The organism is Streptomyces iconiensis, from assembly GCF_028657195.3.
Lineage (GTDB): Bacteria > Actinomycetota > Actinomycetes > Streptomycetales > Streptomycetaceae > Streptomyces > Streptomyces iconiensis.
The window spans coordinates 182,009-196,371 of the sequence record NZ_JANCPR020000002.1 but is presented as its reverse complement, the minus strand read 5'-3'; the positions used below and the strand labels follow the sequence as shown (position 1 = coordinate 196,371).

Below are 14,363 nucleotides of genomic sequence, written 5' to 3'. Positions count from 1 at the left end.
GTGCGCCCAGGCACGTGATCACCAAGTTCCGCGCCAGCCTACGCGCCGACCGCCGGCGCCCAGTTCCCTCACGAAGCGAGGCAGCCCTGCCGCTTCGTTCGCGACAGGGCTGTGGCCGATCGAGTCGATGTGGGGTCAGGCGCTGAGAAAGTTGCCCTTGACGGCAGTAACGAAGGCTCCCCACGCCTGGGTCGGGAAGATGAGGGTCGGGTCCCCGTCGAGCTTGCTGTCCCGTACGGGCATGATCTCCGGGAAGCCGTCGGCGACCTGGACGCAGGCGCCGCCTTCGCCGTTGGTGTACGACGAGGTGCGCCAGATTGCGGCGCTTAGGTCATGTGCGGTGCTCATGGTGTCGTGTAGTCCTTCGTCGCCGATGCGATCAGGGCCTGGGACGCCTCCGGCGACAGCGCGGCGGCCCTGGCCAGATCGTATGACTCCTGGTTGCGCTCCACCAGCGCTGGGTCGTCGATGAGTTGGCCGCTATGGGCGCCTTCGGAGTAGACGACAGACGGTGCGTCATCGAAGGTCATGAGAAGCACAGTTCCCATCATGAACGGGTGCGGGCCTGCGGAATTCGGCTGCACCTGCACCAGGGCACCGCGAGTGCGGGCGATCTCTGCGATGTGGAGCAACTGTTCGCGCATCACCTCTGGGCTGCCGACGGTGATCCGGAGGGCTGCCTCGTGGAGGATCGCCCACAACTTGGGGCCTGTTGGATCGAGTAGTTGCCGGGCTCGATCCATTCGCGTCTTGACGTGCCTCTCGATTTCTTCTTCAGAAGCTAGCGGCTGTGTCGCTCGGCTGAGTGCCCTTGCGTATGCCTCGGTCTGGAGGAAGCCCGGCACCAACATGGGCGAGTACTCGCAGATCGTCTTCGCGAGCTTCTCCAGTTCCGCGGCGTCCGCGTAGTACTCCGGATGCTTCTCCGCCTCGTGCACCAGCCGGCACAGCCGCTGGAAGTGCTCGCCGGAGTGGAAGGTGTCGTCGAACTGCTTTGAGAAGGCCACCTGCGGGCGCCGGATCGCGGATTCGAACTGGCCGATGTACGCGCCTGAGCAGAACACCCGCTCGCCGAGCTGGTCCTGGGAGAGGCCGGCGTCCTCGCGGTGGCGGCGCAGTTCGGCGCCGTAGAAGGTCTTGGGTGAGGTGAACGGATCGAGATTCTTCGGCTGGGTCATGGCGCTCAACGTCCTGTCGTTACAGGGCTCTTGCTGGGTCGGTTCCCCTTTCTGGAGCCTACGCGGCGCGGTCACGCTGTGAGTACGTAACGTGACAACCAGTCGCTCGCCTGAAAGGCCGCCGCCCATGACTCCCGAGCCCGCCCGTCACCGTGACTCCCTGTCCGCGATCACGGCCGCTGAGCAGGCCGTACTCAACCTTCAGGACGCGCTCGTCGCGGTGGGTGTCACTCTCCCCTCCCTCGGCATCGACCTGCTCTCGTGCACGCGCTCCATTGATCCGCACCCGCTGGTGGAACTCGGGCGGTGTCCGCTGGAGACGGCGCACCGGCTCGCCGAACTGCTGCGGGAGCGGGTGCATTGACCTCGTACGGCTTATTCGGCGTCTCCCCGCCACGCGGGCATCACGCCGTGGATGCGGGAGAGGGCGAAGACGCGTTCGTCGTCGCGCAGGTGGCACCAGGCGTAGAGGTACGGGGGATCGAGTTCGAGTTGGGTGAGGGTGCGGACCGTGGTGTTGCCCGAGGCGGCGGTGTACTCGATGGTGACGGCCTCCTCGTGGTCGATGGCGTGCGCGAGCTGGCGGGAGTCGGCCAGGGAGAGGCCGGCGGCGCAGCCGTCGACGATCTCCTCCGTGTCCGTGCCGTACGGGGGGCCGCCCTGGAGGGGTGCGGGAGGCGGGGGTGAGGGGGGCGCGGCCAGGAGCTTTCCTGCCAGGGCCCGGGTGTCGGGGGAGGCGGGGAGTGCGGCGTTGCGCGGGGTGCTCCGGGGGCGGGGTACCCGCGCCGCACGGCGCCGTGCGGGGCTTTCGACGCGGGCCGCACCGTCGGCGGACTCCGCCACGGGTGCGTAGCCCTCCGTGCGCAGGGCCGCCAGCGCGGTGTCCAGGGGTGCGGCGCTGAGCAGGACGGTGGGCGCCAGGCGCCGCAGCTTCAGCTTGGCCAGGGCGCGGTGTACGGCGATCTCCGAGATGAGGGCCTCGTCGGCGCTGTGGATCACGCAGGACGCCGGGGCCACGCGGATGTGCCCGTGGCGGCGTGCGGTGTCGGCGAGGAGGTAGGTGAGGGTCTGGGGGAGCGGGGCCTCGCAGTGCGCGGTGAGTTCGGCTTCGAGGGACTCGGCGGTGTGCCCGGTGTCCAGCGCCCTTCGCACGCTGGACGGGCCGAACCGCCATACGGATGCCGCGCTGCGTGCCTCCCGGTCGGCCGCCAGGTCCAGCAGCGCGGCCAGTTGTGCCGTGGGTACGCCGGGTACGACCGCGGTCAGGTCGGCGCCGAACCGGGCGGTGTGCGTGGCGCGGGGGAGCAGCCGGGCCGCCTGTTCGCGTAGCTCGTCGGCGTCGGCGTCGGCGTCGGCGTCCGTGTCCGTGTCCGCGTCGGTGCTGGTGAGGGAGCCGGGGGCGGTGTGCGTACGGGTGCGCAGCGCCTCGCCGAGCGGGGAGAGGGCGCCGCGGGCGAGGACGCCCAGGGTCTCGGCCTCCCGGACGGCGGTCGCGAAGGGCGTGGTGTCCTGTGCGGGCGAATCGGCGTACGGGCGGTACCAGGCGACGCGCGTGGCCAGCTCCTCCGGGGCCTTGGCGCCGTGTCCGGGTGGCAGCGCGCCGGCGGCGGCCAGCAGGCCCTGCCTGGCCTGCACGCATCCGTCGCAGAGCTGCGCGTTGTCCAGCGCGGGGAGCGCCTTGCCGTCCGCGTCGCGGGAGAGGGAGGGCGTTCCGGGGAAGTGCCACCACGCGCGCAGCAGCGGCACCAGCCGCTGCGCCGGCTCCTGGCGTGACCAGGTGTCGTACGCCTCGGTGACCGCGTACCTGTCGTTGTCGACGGACAGCAGCCCACAGGCCCTGGCGCACTCCAGGACCAGTCGGACAGCGGCCTGTTCGCACTGGACGGCCTTGCCGAGCCGGGTCAGTTCGCGGACGCCGACGCCGCCGGACTTCAGGCGCTGCGGTGGGGCGCCGGCGCACTCGGACAGTACGGCGGTCGCCATGCCCACGAAGGACGCGGCTGCGGCGGACGTCTCCCGTTCCGCCTCCTTCGTGGTGACGGGGGTCAGGTCGATGTCCGGAGGGTGCGGGGCGAAGGGGGCGTGCCAGTCGGGACCGCGCAGGAACAGGGCGATCTCCGCCGGCATCAGCGCGGGGCCGTAAGCGCCGCGGGCGTGTACGAGCAGGCCGCGTTCAACGCACCAGAGCAGGCCCGGAGTTGAGCGGTCCGCCGATCCGGGGGAGCCGAACATGATGGCCGGCTCGTCGGGGGCGGCCGGGCCGGAGAACGCGTGTTCTTCCAGGAGTTCGCGGGCCGCCCGGGGTGCGCTTGCCACGAGGGGCAGGACCGAGCGCGGGTCCCGGTGGTGTGCGAGCAGGGCGTCCAACCGCTGCTGTTTGCGGTTGCCGACGGCACGCAGACCGAGCGCCGTCACCATTCCGCGCAGCTCGTCGGAGGAGCAGGTGCCGAGCAGTTCCGCCAGGCCAGGGCCGAACCCGAGCGGCGCTTCCCAGAGACGGCGCAGCGGAGCGGCGGACCGCAGGAGCCCCTGCCCGTCGGGCCATACCAGCGCGTGGGCCGCCAGCTCGGTGAGTACGGAATCGACGGAATCGAATGCCGTGCTCTCCGTGCTCTCCGTGTGTTCTGCGTGTTCCGCCTCGCAGCCCGCCGGCTGCGCGGTGTCCTCGACGGGCTCCAGGAGGTCCTTGAGATCGTCGGGAGCGGCGCGGTCGCCCAGAGCGGCGAGGGCCTCGGCCGCCTGAAGGCACGGCAGCGGCAGCCGCCGCAGCGCGAGAGCCACCGAGGCGGGGCGCTGGAGGCGGTCGGCCAGTTCGCTGAGGGAGTGCGGCTCGGGCGGGGCCACCGCGTCCGGGCGGACGGTGAGCACACCGTGCAGATTCTCTTCGGTCAGGCCGCGCAGCCACGCGGTCAGCGGGGATCCCTGGGACGTACTGCTCATGGCGGCGACGCTACCGGGCAGCCGGTGCCTCGTGCCCAGGGCTTGACAAGGGACGGGCGGAGGCCCCCGGCGTCCGGCTCCGCGACCTGGCGTCCGGTTCCGCGACCCGGGGCCGCGCCGGAGGTTTCCGGCCACCTGGCACCCCGCAAACCGCGTATGTGACGCGTCAAGGACGTATGGGGCCCGTCAAGAGCGCCCTGGCGTGCGTATGGGGGTCGTCAACGGAAGCGGTGAGCGCCTGGAACAGGGGTTCTCTGGTGGTGTCAGGAACACCGCACACCACCTAGGAGCACACGATGGCCGATCTGGCCTTCGTCGTCACCACGCTCGTCGTCTTCGCGCTGGTGGCGCTCATCGCCAGGGGAGTGGACAAGCTGTGAGCGTCGAGAACGTCACCGGGCTTGTTGTCGCCGTCTCTCTGCTGGGTTACCTCGTCCTCGCCCTCCTCTTTCCGGAGAGGTTCTGAGCGCCGACATGAGTCCGATCCTCGCTGACGTGCTCCAGCTCATCGCGCTCATCGGCGCGCTGGCGCTGGTGCACCGGCCCCTCGGCGACTACATGGCCGCCGTCTACAGCTCCAAGAGACATCTGCGCGTCGAGAAGTGGATCTACCGCTGCGTCGGCGCCAACCCGGCAGCGGAGATGCGCTGGCCCGCCTACCTGCGGGCCGTCCTCGCCTTCTCCGCCGTCGGGGTGCTCTTCCTCTACGCGATGCAGCGGCTTCAGGACAAGCTGCCGATGTCGCTGGGGTTCAAGCCCATCGACCCCGATCAGGCGTTCAACACAGCGGCCTCGTTCGTCTCCAACACCAACTGGCAGTCGTACGCGGGTGAGTCGGCCATGGGCCACCTCACGCAGATGACCGGCCTGGCGGTGCAGAACTTCGTCTCGGCCGCCGTGGGCATCGCCGTCGCCGTCGCCCTCGTGCGCGGCTTCGCCAGGTCGCGTACGGGCGAGCTGGGCAACTTCTGGTCCGACCTGGTGCGCGGGGTCGTCCGGATCCTGCTGCCGATCGCGTTCGTCAGCGCGATTCTGCTGGTGGCGGCCGGCGCCGTCCAGAACTTCGCCGGGATGCACGAGGTGCACACCCTCTCCGGGAGCGCCCAGCATCTCCCGGGCGGGCCCGTGGCCTCCCAGGAGGCGGTCAAGGAGCTGGGCACCAACGGCGGCGGCTTCTTCAACGCCAACTCCTCCCACCCGTACGAGAACCCGAACGGTTTCAGCAACCTGCTGGAGATCTTCCTGATCCTCCTCATCCCGTTCTCGCTGACCCGCACCTTCGGAAAGATGGTCGGCAGCGTCCGGCAGGGGTACGCGATCCTCGCCGCGATGGGCGCCATCTGGCTCGCCGCCGTCGTGGTCGTCACGGTCTCCGAGTACGCGCACCCCGGTACGGCGGCGCAGCTCGCCGGCGGGGCCATGGAGGGCAAGGAACAGCGGTTCGGGGAAGGCTCCTCCTCCCTGTTCGCGGTCTCGACGACGATGACCTCGACGGGAGCGGTCAACTCGTTCCACGACTCCTTCACCGCCTTCGGAGGGGGAGTGACCCTGCTCGGCATGATGCTGGGCGAGATCGCGCCGGGAGGCGTCGGATCAGGGCTCTACGGCATGCTCGTCATGGCGGTCGTCGCCGTCTTCCTCTCCGGCCTGATGGTGGGGCGTACGCCCGAGTACCTGGGCAAGAAGATCGGCACCCGCCAGATCAAGTTCGCGGCCTGCTACATCCTCGTCACCCCCGCCCTCGTCCTCGGCGGCACCGCGCTCGCCATGGCGCTGCCCGACGGCAAGGAGGCCATGACCAACATCGGGGCCCACGGGTTCAGCGAGGTCCTGTACGCGTACACCTCGGGCTCCAACAACAACGGCAGCGCCTTCGCCGGATTCGGCGCCGACACCCCGTTCTTCAACACCACCATCGGGCTGTGCATGCTGCTCGGCCGCTTCCTGCCCATGGTGTTCGTGCTCGCACTGGCCGGGTCGCTCGCCGAACAGACGCCCGTACCCGCGACAGCGGGCACGCTGCGCACCGAAAAACCCCTCTTCACCGGCGTGCTGGTCGGCTGCGTGCTGATCGTCACCGGTCTCACCTTCTTCCCGGCCCTCGCTCTGGGGCCGCTCGCGGAGGGACTCTCCTGATGAGCACAGCAACACCCGTACGTACGGCGAAGGACGGCTACGGCCGGCCCTCGCAGGGAGTGCCCCACGCGCCCGGTGGACCGGCAGGCGGAGGTCTCTTCGACCCCGGGCAGCTGATGAAGGCGCTGCCGGAAGCGCTCCGCAAGCTCGATCCGCGGGTCATGGTCAAGTCACCCGTGATGTTCGTCGTCGAGGTCGGCTCGGTGCTCACGACCGTGCTGGCCGTCGCCCACCCAGGGGACTGGTTCGGCTGGGTCATCGCCGTATGGCTGTGGCTCACCGTCCTGTTCGCCAACCTGGCCGAGGCCGTCGCCGAGGGCAGGGGCAAGGCGCAGGCGGCCACCCTGCGCAAGGCCAAGACGGACAGCGTCGCGCGCAGGCTCACTGCGGAGGGCGAGGAGGCCGTGCCGGGGGCCGAACTGCGCGTCGGCGACCGCGTCGTGTGCGAGGCGGGTGACCTGGTTCCCGGTGACGGCGATGTCGTAGAGGGGGTCGCCTCCGTCGACGAGTCCGCCATCACCGGCGAGTCGGCGCCCGTCATCCGCGAGTCGGGCGGTGACCGCAGCGCCGTCACGGGCGGCACCAAGGTGCTCTCCGACCGCGTCGTCATCCGGATCACCACGAAGCCGGGCGACACCTTCATCGACCGCATGATCGCCCTCGTGGAGGGCGCGGCACGGCAGAAGACGCCGAACGAGATCGCGCTCAACATCCTGCTCGCCTCGCTCACCATCGTCTTCACGCTGGCCGTCGTCACCCTCCAGCCGTTCGCCGTCTACGCGGGCGCCGAGCAGTCCCTCACGGTGCTGACCGCGCTGCTCGTGTGCCTCATCCCGACGACGATCGGCGCGCTCCTGTCCGCCATCGGCATCGCGGGCATGGACCGCCTCGTGCAGCGCAACGTCCTGGCCACCTCGGGCCGGGCCGTCGAGGCGGCCGGCGACGTCTCCACGCTGCTGCTCGACAAGACGGGCACCATCACGCTCGGCGACCGCCAGGCCGCCGCCTTCGTCCCCGTCAGCGGCGCCACCGAGGCGGCGCTCGCCGACGCGGCGCAGCTCAGCTCGCTCGCGGACGAGACGCCCGAGGGCCGCTCGGTGGTCGTACTCGCCAAGGAGAAGTACGGGCTGCGCGAGCGGCACGAGGGGGAGCTGGCCCACGCCGAGTGGGTGCCCTTCACGGCGCAGACCCGCATGTCGGGGGTGGACATCGAGGGGCCGGGTGGGCTCAAGGTCCGCAAGGGCGCCGCCGGTTCGGTGTGCGCCTGGGTCAAGGAGCGCGGCGGCCTGGCAGGCGACGAGGTGCACGGGCTGACGGACGGCATCTCCCAGTCGGGCGGCACCCCGCTGCTCGTCGGCGTCGAGGACGCGGACGGCGCGCGGGTGCTGGGCGTCATCCACCTCAAGGACGTTGTCAAGGAGGGCATGTCCGAACGCTTCGACGAGCTGCGCCGCATGGGTATCAAGACCGTCATGATCACGGGCGACAACCCGCTGACGGCCCAGGCCATCGCGGAGGAGGCAGGCGTCGACGACTTCCTCGCCGAGGCGACACCCGAGGACAAGATGGCGCTGATCAAGCGCGAACAGGCGGGCGGGCGGCTCGTCGCGATGACGGGCGACGGTACGAACGACGCGCCCGCGCTCGCTCAGGCTGACGTGGGCGTGGCCATGAACACCGGCACCTCGGCAGCGAAGGAGGCCGGGAACATGGTGGACCTGGACTCCGACCCGACCAAGCTCATCGAGATCGTGGAGATCGGCAAGCAGTTGCTGATCACGCGGGGCGCGCTGACCACGTTCTCGATCGCCAACGACGTGGCGAAGTACTTCGCGATCATCCCGGCCATGTTCGCGGTCGCCTATCCGGGGCTGGACGCGCTCAACATCATGCGGCTGGCCTCGCCCGAGTCCGCGATCCTGTCGGCGGTCGTCTTCAACGCGCTCATCATCGCGGCGCTCGTACCCCTCGCGCTGCGCGGGGTGCGCTACCGGCCGCTGAGCGCGGACCGCATGCTGCGGCGCAACCTCGCCGTCTACGGGCTCGGCGGTCTGGTCGCGCCCTTCATCGGCATCAAACTCATCGACGTGCTCATCACGCTGATCCCGGGAGTGGGCTGATCCCCGTGAATTCTTCTGTACGCAGTACGGGACGGCTCGCATGGGCCGCTTTCCGCGCCCTCCTCGTCCTCACCCTCGTGACCGGCGTCATCTATCCACTGGCCGTGACGGGCGTCGCGCAGGCGGCGTTCCACGACAAGGCGAACGGCTCCGTGGTGAAGGACAAGGGCAAGGAGGTGGGCTCCTCGCTCATCGGGCAGTCCTGGAACCTGCCGGGCTCCGACAAGCCCGACCCCCGGTTCTTCCAGGGCCGGCCCTCGAACTCCGGCTACGACCCCCGGGCCACGGGCTCCAGCCAACTCGGGGCGAGCGACCCCACGTTGGTGAAGAAGGTCCGTAAGGCGCGCGCCTCGGTCGCCGCCTTCAACGGCGTGCCGGTCTCCGTGGTGCCCAAGGACGCGGTCACCGGGTCCTCGTCCGCGATCGACCCGCACATCTCGCCTGCGTACGCGGACATCCAGACCGCACGGATCGCACGCGAGAACGGGCTGTCGGCCGGGGCCGTACGCAAGCTGGTCGACGCGCACACGGACGGGAGGACGGCGGGCTTCCTCGGGCAGCCGCATGTGAACGTCCTGGAGCTGAACGCCGCGCTCCGGGCCGCCGCCCGGAACTAGCCCGCAGCCCTCCCCCGGGCGACAGCCCGCAACCAGGCTGCCGCTGCCCGCCGTTGGGCCGCCGGGCCCTGCTGTCCCGCGGCAGGGCCCGGCCCTCTCGGTCGCGCGGAGCTCCCGGGGCGTGTGGGTTCGCCCCGGGAGCGTGAGAGTGCGGGAGAGAGCGGGGAGTGGGGTCAGCAGCTCAGATTGCCGCCGGGGTCGACGCCGAGGACCTGCGCGAACCGCTTGTAGGTGTCGACGCGGCTCTGGACCTGCCCCGGGTTGCCTCCGTCGCACTCCAGGCTGCCGTTGATGGCGCGGATGGTCTCGCCGAATCCGGCGCCGTTGACCATGGCGTTGTGCGGCGTCATGGTGCCGGGACCTGTCTGGGTGTTCCAGTACCACAGGCCGGTCTTCCAGGCGACGGCCGCGTCGTTCTGGACGAGGTCGGGGTTGTTGAGCAGGTCGATGCCGAGCGCGTCGCCCGCCGCCTTGTAGTTGAAGTTCCAGCTCAGCTGGATGGGGCCGCGGCCGTAGTACTTGTCACGTCCGGCGGGGCAGCCGTAGGGCTTGCTGTCGTCGCAGTAGTGCGGGTAGTTGGAGGTGTCCTGCTCCACGACGTGCACCAGTCCGCCGGTCTCGTGGCTGACGTTGGCGAGGAAGGCGGCGGCCTCCTGCTTGCGTACGGTCTCGCTGCCGGTCCGGGTGAACTCGGGGTAGGCGTCGAGTGCCGCGGTGAGGCCGCTGTACGTGTAGAAGGAGTTCCGGTTCGGGAACATCTGGTTGAACTGGGCCTCGCTGACGATGAATTCGGCCGCCGCCGACGAGGATCCGGCCGTCTGCCTGTCCGTCGCGTCCGCCCTGTCCGCCGAAGCGGGCCAGGCGAGGGCCAGCAGCGCGAAGGCCGACGCGAGGGCCGTCAGTATTCCGAGTGTGCGAGAGCGCATGGGGCAACTCCAGGTGGGGGGTGGGCCGGAGCGCGGCGGGAGCGAGGGTGGGGGGCTCCGGCTTCGTTGGCCTAGACCATAACGGCGGCCATGCTCGCGTCAAGAGTGCGGCGGCAGCGCGAACTCCGGTTCCTGGCCCGCCCCTTCCTCTCCCCGCCTGCCCCCGGAGCGCTGACCACCGGCCGGCCTCCTCCGGCCCCCGCCCGGCCCTCACCCGGCCCCGGCCGCCCCCTGTTTCGGAGCGGGAGCGGGAGCGGGGGCGCCTTCCGGGGTGGGAGCCGGGAGAGGATCAGACCTTCAGCAGCTCCGTACCGGCCAGCAGGAAGGCGCCGACCGCGAAGTCGGCCGTGGTGTCGCGGGTGACGGGCTGGCTGGACTCGGGGCGGTCGCCGACGCCCTGGACGTAGCCGAGGAAGCCGTCGGCGTGGAGGGCCGTACGGGACAGCGCGTGCCAGGCGCGCGCCGCGACGGGAACGTACGTACGCCGCACGAGGCCAGCTCGCAGCGCGTAAGCGGTGGCGTAGGCGAAGAACGCGGTGCCGCTCGTCTCGGGTCCCGGCAGGTGACCGGGGTCGGCGAGGGAGACGTTCCAGAAGCCGTCGTCGCGCTGGACCCGCCGCAGCGCCGCCAGCAGGCGTACGAGCGTGGCCCGGTACTCCGCCGTGTGCGGCGCTCCTGAGGGCAGTGCCTTGAGGGTCTTGACGTGACCCCCGGCCACCCAGCCGTTGCCGCGCGACCACAGGACGGGCCTGCCCGCAGGCGAGACGATGCCGCCGGGCAGGAAGCGGTCGTCGCGGTACCAGAGCCCTGAGCCGTCATCGAGCAGACCGGGGCCGCCCTGGGCGCTCTTGGTGTGCGTGTAGAGCCGGTGGAGCTTCTCCGTGTACGCGCGCTCACCGCGCAGGACGCCCAGCCGTGCGAACGGCGGCATGGCCATGTGGAGCGCGTCGTCCCACCACCAGTCGTCGTCCTTGCCGGGCCTGTCGGTGAACGTCATGCGGTGCAGGGACTCCTCGATGGCGGCGATCTTCGACTCGTCGCGTGAGCCCTCGGTCTCATACAGGTCGAGATACGTCTGCCCCGCGTTGTGGTCGTCCGCGTGCCGGGTGCTGACGCCGTTGTTGAGCGCGTACTCGTGCTTCTCGGCCCAGGAGCGGGCGTACGTCAGATGGCGGCGCTCACCGGTCGCCCGGTGGAGCGCCATGAGGCCGCTGTAGAACGTGGCGCGTGCCCACTTGTTGTCGCCGGGGTCGGGGTGCGCCGCGATCCAGTGGTCGGCGGCCCGGGTGAGGGCTTCCCGCACCTGCTCGTGGGACGGCAGGCGGTCGGCCCATGAGGGCCCGGCCTGTGCGGGTTCCGCCCGCGGCGGGGCTGCGAGGGCGGGGGCTGCGAGCGCGGGGGTCGTGAGCGCGCTCAACGCGGCGGTTCTGAGCAGGAGTTGGCGGCGGTTCATGGGGCGCCTCCCGAAGCGGTCCGTGTCATGAGTGTTCCGTATGCTGAACGCCGTTCTCTCATGTGACGCGCGACATCATGCAGGGGAACGCGTGCGCGGGGAAGCCCTCGCGTCGGCGTGCCTGATGGGCCTCGCTTACGGGCGGGCCCGGTCCAGGCAGAGCCCGGGGAGGAGCCGGCTGAGCAGCAGGCGGAGGCCGCAGGAGGGCCCGAGGCGGGGGCGGAGGCGGGGCGGAGGCCGGTGTGGGGGCCATCCATACGGAACTCTGACGGGCTGAGCGCCGCCGCCGGAGTGGAACACCTGGGCGAGCGGTGACAATGGACGCATGGCGTCAGGAGTGCAGTCGCGGCGAGGGAAGCTGCGGATCTATCTCGGGGCAGCGCCAGGCGTCGGCAAGACGTATGCCGTGCTGTCGGAGGCACACCGCCGCCTGGAGCGCGGGACCGACGTGGTCGTGGGGTTCGTGGAACACCACGAGAGGCCGCGTACGGAGGTGATGCTGCGCGGCCTGGAGCAGGTGCAGCGCCGCCAGGTGATGTACCGGGGCGCCGACCTGTCGGAGATGGACACGGACGCCGTGCTCGCGCGGCGGCCCGCCGTCGCCGTCGTGGACGAGCTGGCGCACACGAACGTGCCCGGATCGCGGCACCGCAAGCGGTGGCAGGACATCGAGGAGCTGCTCGAAGCGGGCATCGACGTCGTGACCACCGTGAACATCCAGCACCTGGAGTCGCTGGGCGACGTGGTCGAGTCGATCACCGGCGTACGGCAGCGCGAGACCGTGCCCGACGAGGTGGTGCGCAGGGCGGACCAGATCGAGCTGGTCGACATGTCGCCCCAGGCGCTCCGCCGCCGTATGGCCCACGGGAACATATATTCGCCCGACAAGGTCGATGCGGCGCTCTCCAACTACTTCAGGCCGGGCAACCTCACGGCGCTGCGCGAGCTGGCCCTCCTGTGGACGGCCGACCGGGTCGACGAGTACCTCCAGCAGTACCGCTCCGAGCACCGCATACGCTCCACATGGCAGGCCCGCGAACGCATCGTCGTGGGCCTCACGGGCGGCCCCGAGGGCCGCACCCTGATCCGCCGGGCAGCGCGTATGGCGGCCAAGGGCTCGGGCGGCGAGATCCTCGCCGTCTACATCGCGCGTGCCGACGGACTCACCTCGGCCTCGCCCAAGGAACTCGCCGTTCAGCGCACCCTCGTGGAGGACCTGGGCGGCACGTACCACCACGTCATCGGCGACGACATCCCCGACGCGCTGCTCGACTTCGCACGCGGCGTCAACGCCACCCAGATCGTGCTCGGCTCCTCCCGGCGCAAGTCGTGGCAGTACATCTTCGGACCCGGCGTCGGCGCCACCGTGGCCCGCGAGTCGGGGCCCGACCTGGACGTGCACATCGTCACCCACGACGAGGTCGCCAAGGGGCGCGGGCTGCCCGTGGCGCGTGCCGCGCGGCTGGGGCGTTCCCGGGTGCTGGCGGGCTGGCTGACCGCCATCGGCGGTCCTGTGCTGCTCACGTTCCTGATGCTCACCTTCGACCCGCACATCGGCTTCGCCAACGACGTGCTGCTCTTCCTGGTCCTCACGGTCGCCGCCGGCCTGGTCGGCGGGCTGCTGCCCTCGCTGGCCTCGGCCGCCGTCTGCTCGGCGCTGCTGAACTTCTACTTCACCAATCCGACCCACACCTGGACCATCAGCAACTTCCGTAACGTCGTCTCGCTGGCCGTCTTCTTCGGTGTCGCCGTCGCCGTGGCCTCCGTCGTCGACCTGGCTGCACGCCGTACCCACCAGGCCGCCAGGCTGCGCGCCGAGTCGGAGATCCTCTCCGTCCTCGCGGGCAGCGTGCTGCGCGGCCAGGACAGCCTCGACGAGCTGCTGGAGCGGGTACGCGAGACCTTCGGCATGGACTGCGTCGCACTGCTGGAGCGCGAGGACGAGCGCACGCCCTGGACCTGCGCCGGCAGCGTCGGCACGGCTCAGGGCGGCGGCCATCTGGTCACGCCCGAGGACGGGGACGTGGACATGCCCGTCGGCGACAACATGATGCTGGTCCTCTCAGGCCGCGTGCTGCCGGCTGAGGACCGCCGGGTGCTGGCCGCCTTCGCCGCGCAGGCGGTCGGCGTCCTGGACCGGCAGCGGCTGCTCGGCGAGGCCGAACGCGCCCGCGAACTGGCCGAGGGCAACCGCATCCGCACCGCGCTGCTCGCCGCCGTCTCGCACGACCTGCGTACGCCGCTGGCCACCATCAAGGCGTCCGTCTCGTCGCTGCGCTCCGGCGACGTGGAGTGGTCGCCGGAGGACGAGGCCGAACTGCTCGGCTCCATCGAGGAGGGCGCCGACAAGCTCGACAACCTCGTCGGCAACCTCCTGGACATGTCCCGCCTCCAGACCGGCACCGTCACCCCGCTCATCCGCGACATCAGCCTGGAGGAGGTCGTCCCGAAGGCCCTGGCAGGCGTACCCGAGGGCAGCGTGCGGCTGGCCGTCGCCGAGGCGCTGCCGCTGGTCGCCGTCGATCCCGGGCTGCTGGAGCGCACCGTCGCCAACCTCGTCGAGAACGCCGTCAAGTACAGCCCCGACGACAAGAAGGTGCTGGTCAAGGCGAGCGCGCTGGCCGACAGGGTCGAGGTGCGGTTCACCGACAGGGGGCCAGGCGTGCCGGACAGCGACAAGGACCGCATCTTCGAACCCTTCCAGCGCTACGGTGACGCTCCGAGCGGCTCGGGCGTCGGGCTCGGCCTCGCGGTGGCACGCGGATTCGCCGAGGCGATGGGCGGCAGCCTGGAGGCGGAGGACACCCCGGGAGGCGGCATGACCATGGTCCTCACGCTGCGCGCCGCACACGGCCGCAGGCCCGTACGGGCAGGCCCCGCGCCCCGCGCGGCCGACCGGCAGCGCACCGGCAGGCGACCGGAAACCACCGGCACGCGAACGACGGACGTCCCGGGTGCGTGAATCGGCGCCACGGGTGCGTGAACGGGCACAA

Annotated in this window: 11 protein-coding genes; 6 read left to right on the top strand and 5 right to left on the bottom strand. The window is 70.9% G+C overall.

What is annotated here, in order from left to right; genetic code table 11:
- Positions 1-135: 135 nt before the first annotated feature.
- Together NMN56_RS02475 and NMN56_RS02470 are read right to left on the bottom strand one after the other, a co-directional pair.
- A complete protein-coding gene (locus NMN56_RS02475) occupies positions 136-348 on the bottom strand; it encodes a DUF397 domain-containing protein (RefSeq protein WP_274043549.1) in 213 nt (70 codons plus the stop codon).
- Positions 345-1,178, bottom strand: a complete 834-nt coding sequence (locus NMN56_RS02470; RefSeq protein WP_274043550.1) for a helix-turn-helix domain-containing protein — start codon at positions 1,176-1,178, stop codon at positions 345-347. The genes NMN56_RS02475 and NMN56_RS02470 overlap by 4 nt, the downstream gene beginning before the upstream one ends.
- Before the next feature lie 127 nt (positions 1,179-1,305).
- On the opposite strand from NMN56_RS02470, the gene NMN56_RS02465 reads away from it, so the two are divergent.
- Complete coding sequence (locus NMN56_RS02465; RefSeq protein ID WP_274043551.1) at positions 1,306-1,542, top strand: hypothetical protein; 237 nt, start codon at positions 1,306-1,308, stop codon at positions 1,540-1,542.
- 11 nt (positions 1,543-1,553) lie between these two features.
- On the opposite strand, the gene NMN56_RS02460 is transcribed toward NMN56_RS02465, so the two are convergent.
- Entirely contained in the window at positions 1,554-4,118 is a 2,565-nt protein-coding gene (locus NMN56_RS02460; RefSeq protein WP_274043552.1) for a helicase C-terminal domain-containing protein, read from the bottom strand.
- A 376-nt stretch (positions 4,119-4,494) separates the two neighbouring features.
- Here NMN56_RS02460 and kdpF point away from each other — a divergent pair, with 376 nt between their 5' ends.
- From kdpF to kdpC, 4 genes are read left to right on the top strand one after another with little or no spacing between them, the layout of a single operon-like run.
- Complete coding sequence (kdpF, locus tag NMN56_RS02455; RefSeq protein WP_274043553.1) at positions 4,495-4,584, top strand: K(+)-transporting ATPase subunit F; 90 nt, start codon at positions 4,495-4,497, stop codon at positions 4,582-4,584.
- Between the two features lie 8 nt (positions 4,585-4,592).
- Positions 4,593-6,254 carry a potassium-transporting ATPase subunit KdpA gene (gene kdpA / locus NMN56_RS02450; RefSeq protein WP_274043554.1) on the top strand — a complete coding sequence of 554 codons (1,662 nt, stop codon included), beginning with the start codon at positions 4,593-4,595 and terminating at the stop codon, positions 6,252-6,254.
- The gene (gene kdpB / locus NMN56_RS02445) at positions 6,254-8,374 is read left to right on the top strand and encodes a potassium-transporting ATPase subunit KdpB (protein WP_274043555.1); all 2,121 of its coding nucleotides are present in this window, start codon (positions 6,254-6,256) and stop codon (positions 8,372-8,374) included. The genes kdpA and kdpB overlap by 1 nt, the downstream gene beginning before the upstream one ends.
- A gap of 5 nt (positions 8,375-8,379) precedes the next feature.
- Positions 8,380-8,991 carry a potassium-transporting ATPase subunit KdpC gene (kdpC, locus tag NMN56_RS02440; RefSeq protein ID WP_274043556.1) on the top strand — a complete coding sequence of 204 codons (612 nt, stop codon included), beginning with the start codon at positions 8,380-8,382 and terminating at the stop codon, positions 8,989-8,991.
- A gap of 173 nt (positions 8,992-9,164) precedes the next feature.
- On the opposite strand, the gene NMN56_RS02435 is transcribed toward kdpC, so the two are convergent.
- Complete coding sequence (locus tag NMN56_RS02435) at positions 9,165-9,917, bottom strand: chitinase (RefSeq protein ID WP_274043557.1); 753 nt, start codon at positions 9,915-9,917, stop codon at positions 9,165-9,167.
- 289 nt (positions 9,918-10,206) lie between these two features.
- Positions 10,207-11,370, bottom strand: coding sequence for a glycoside hydrolase family 88 protein (locus NMN56_RS02430; RefSeq protein WP_274043558.1), 1,164 nt, complete (start codon positions 11,368-11,370; stop codon positions 10,207-10,209).
- 325 nt (positions 11,371-11,695) lie between these two features.
- Between NMN56_RS02430 and NMN56_RS02425 the strand changes: the two genes are divergently transcribed.
- On the top strand, positions 11,696-14,332 hold the full coding sequence (locus tag NMN56_RS02425; RefSeq protein WP_274043559.1) for a sensor histidine kinase KdpD: 2,637 nt from the start codon (positions 11,696-11,698) through the stop codon (positions 14,330-14,332).
- Positions 14,333-14,363 lie beyond the last annotated feature (31 nt).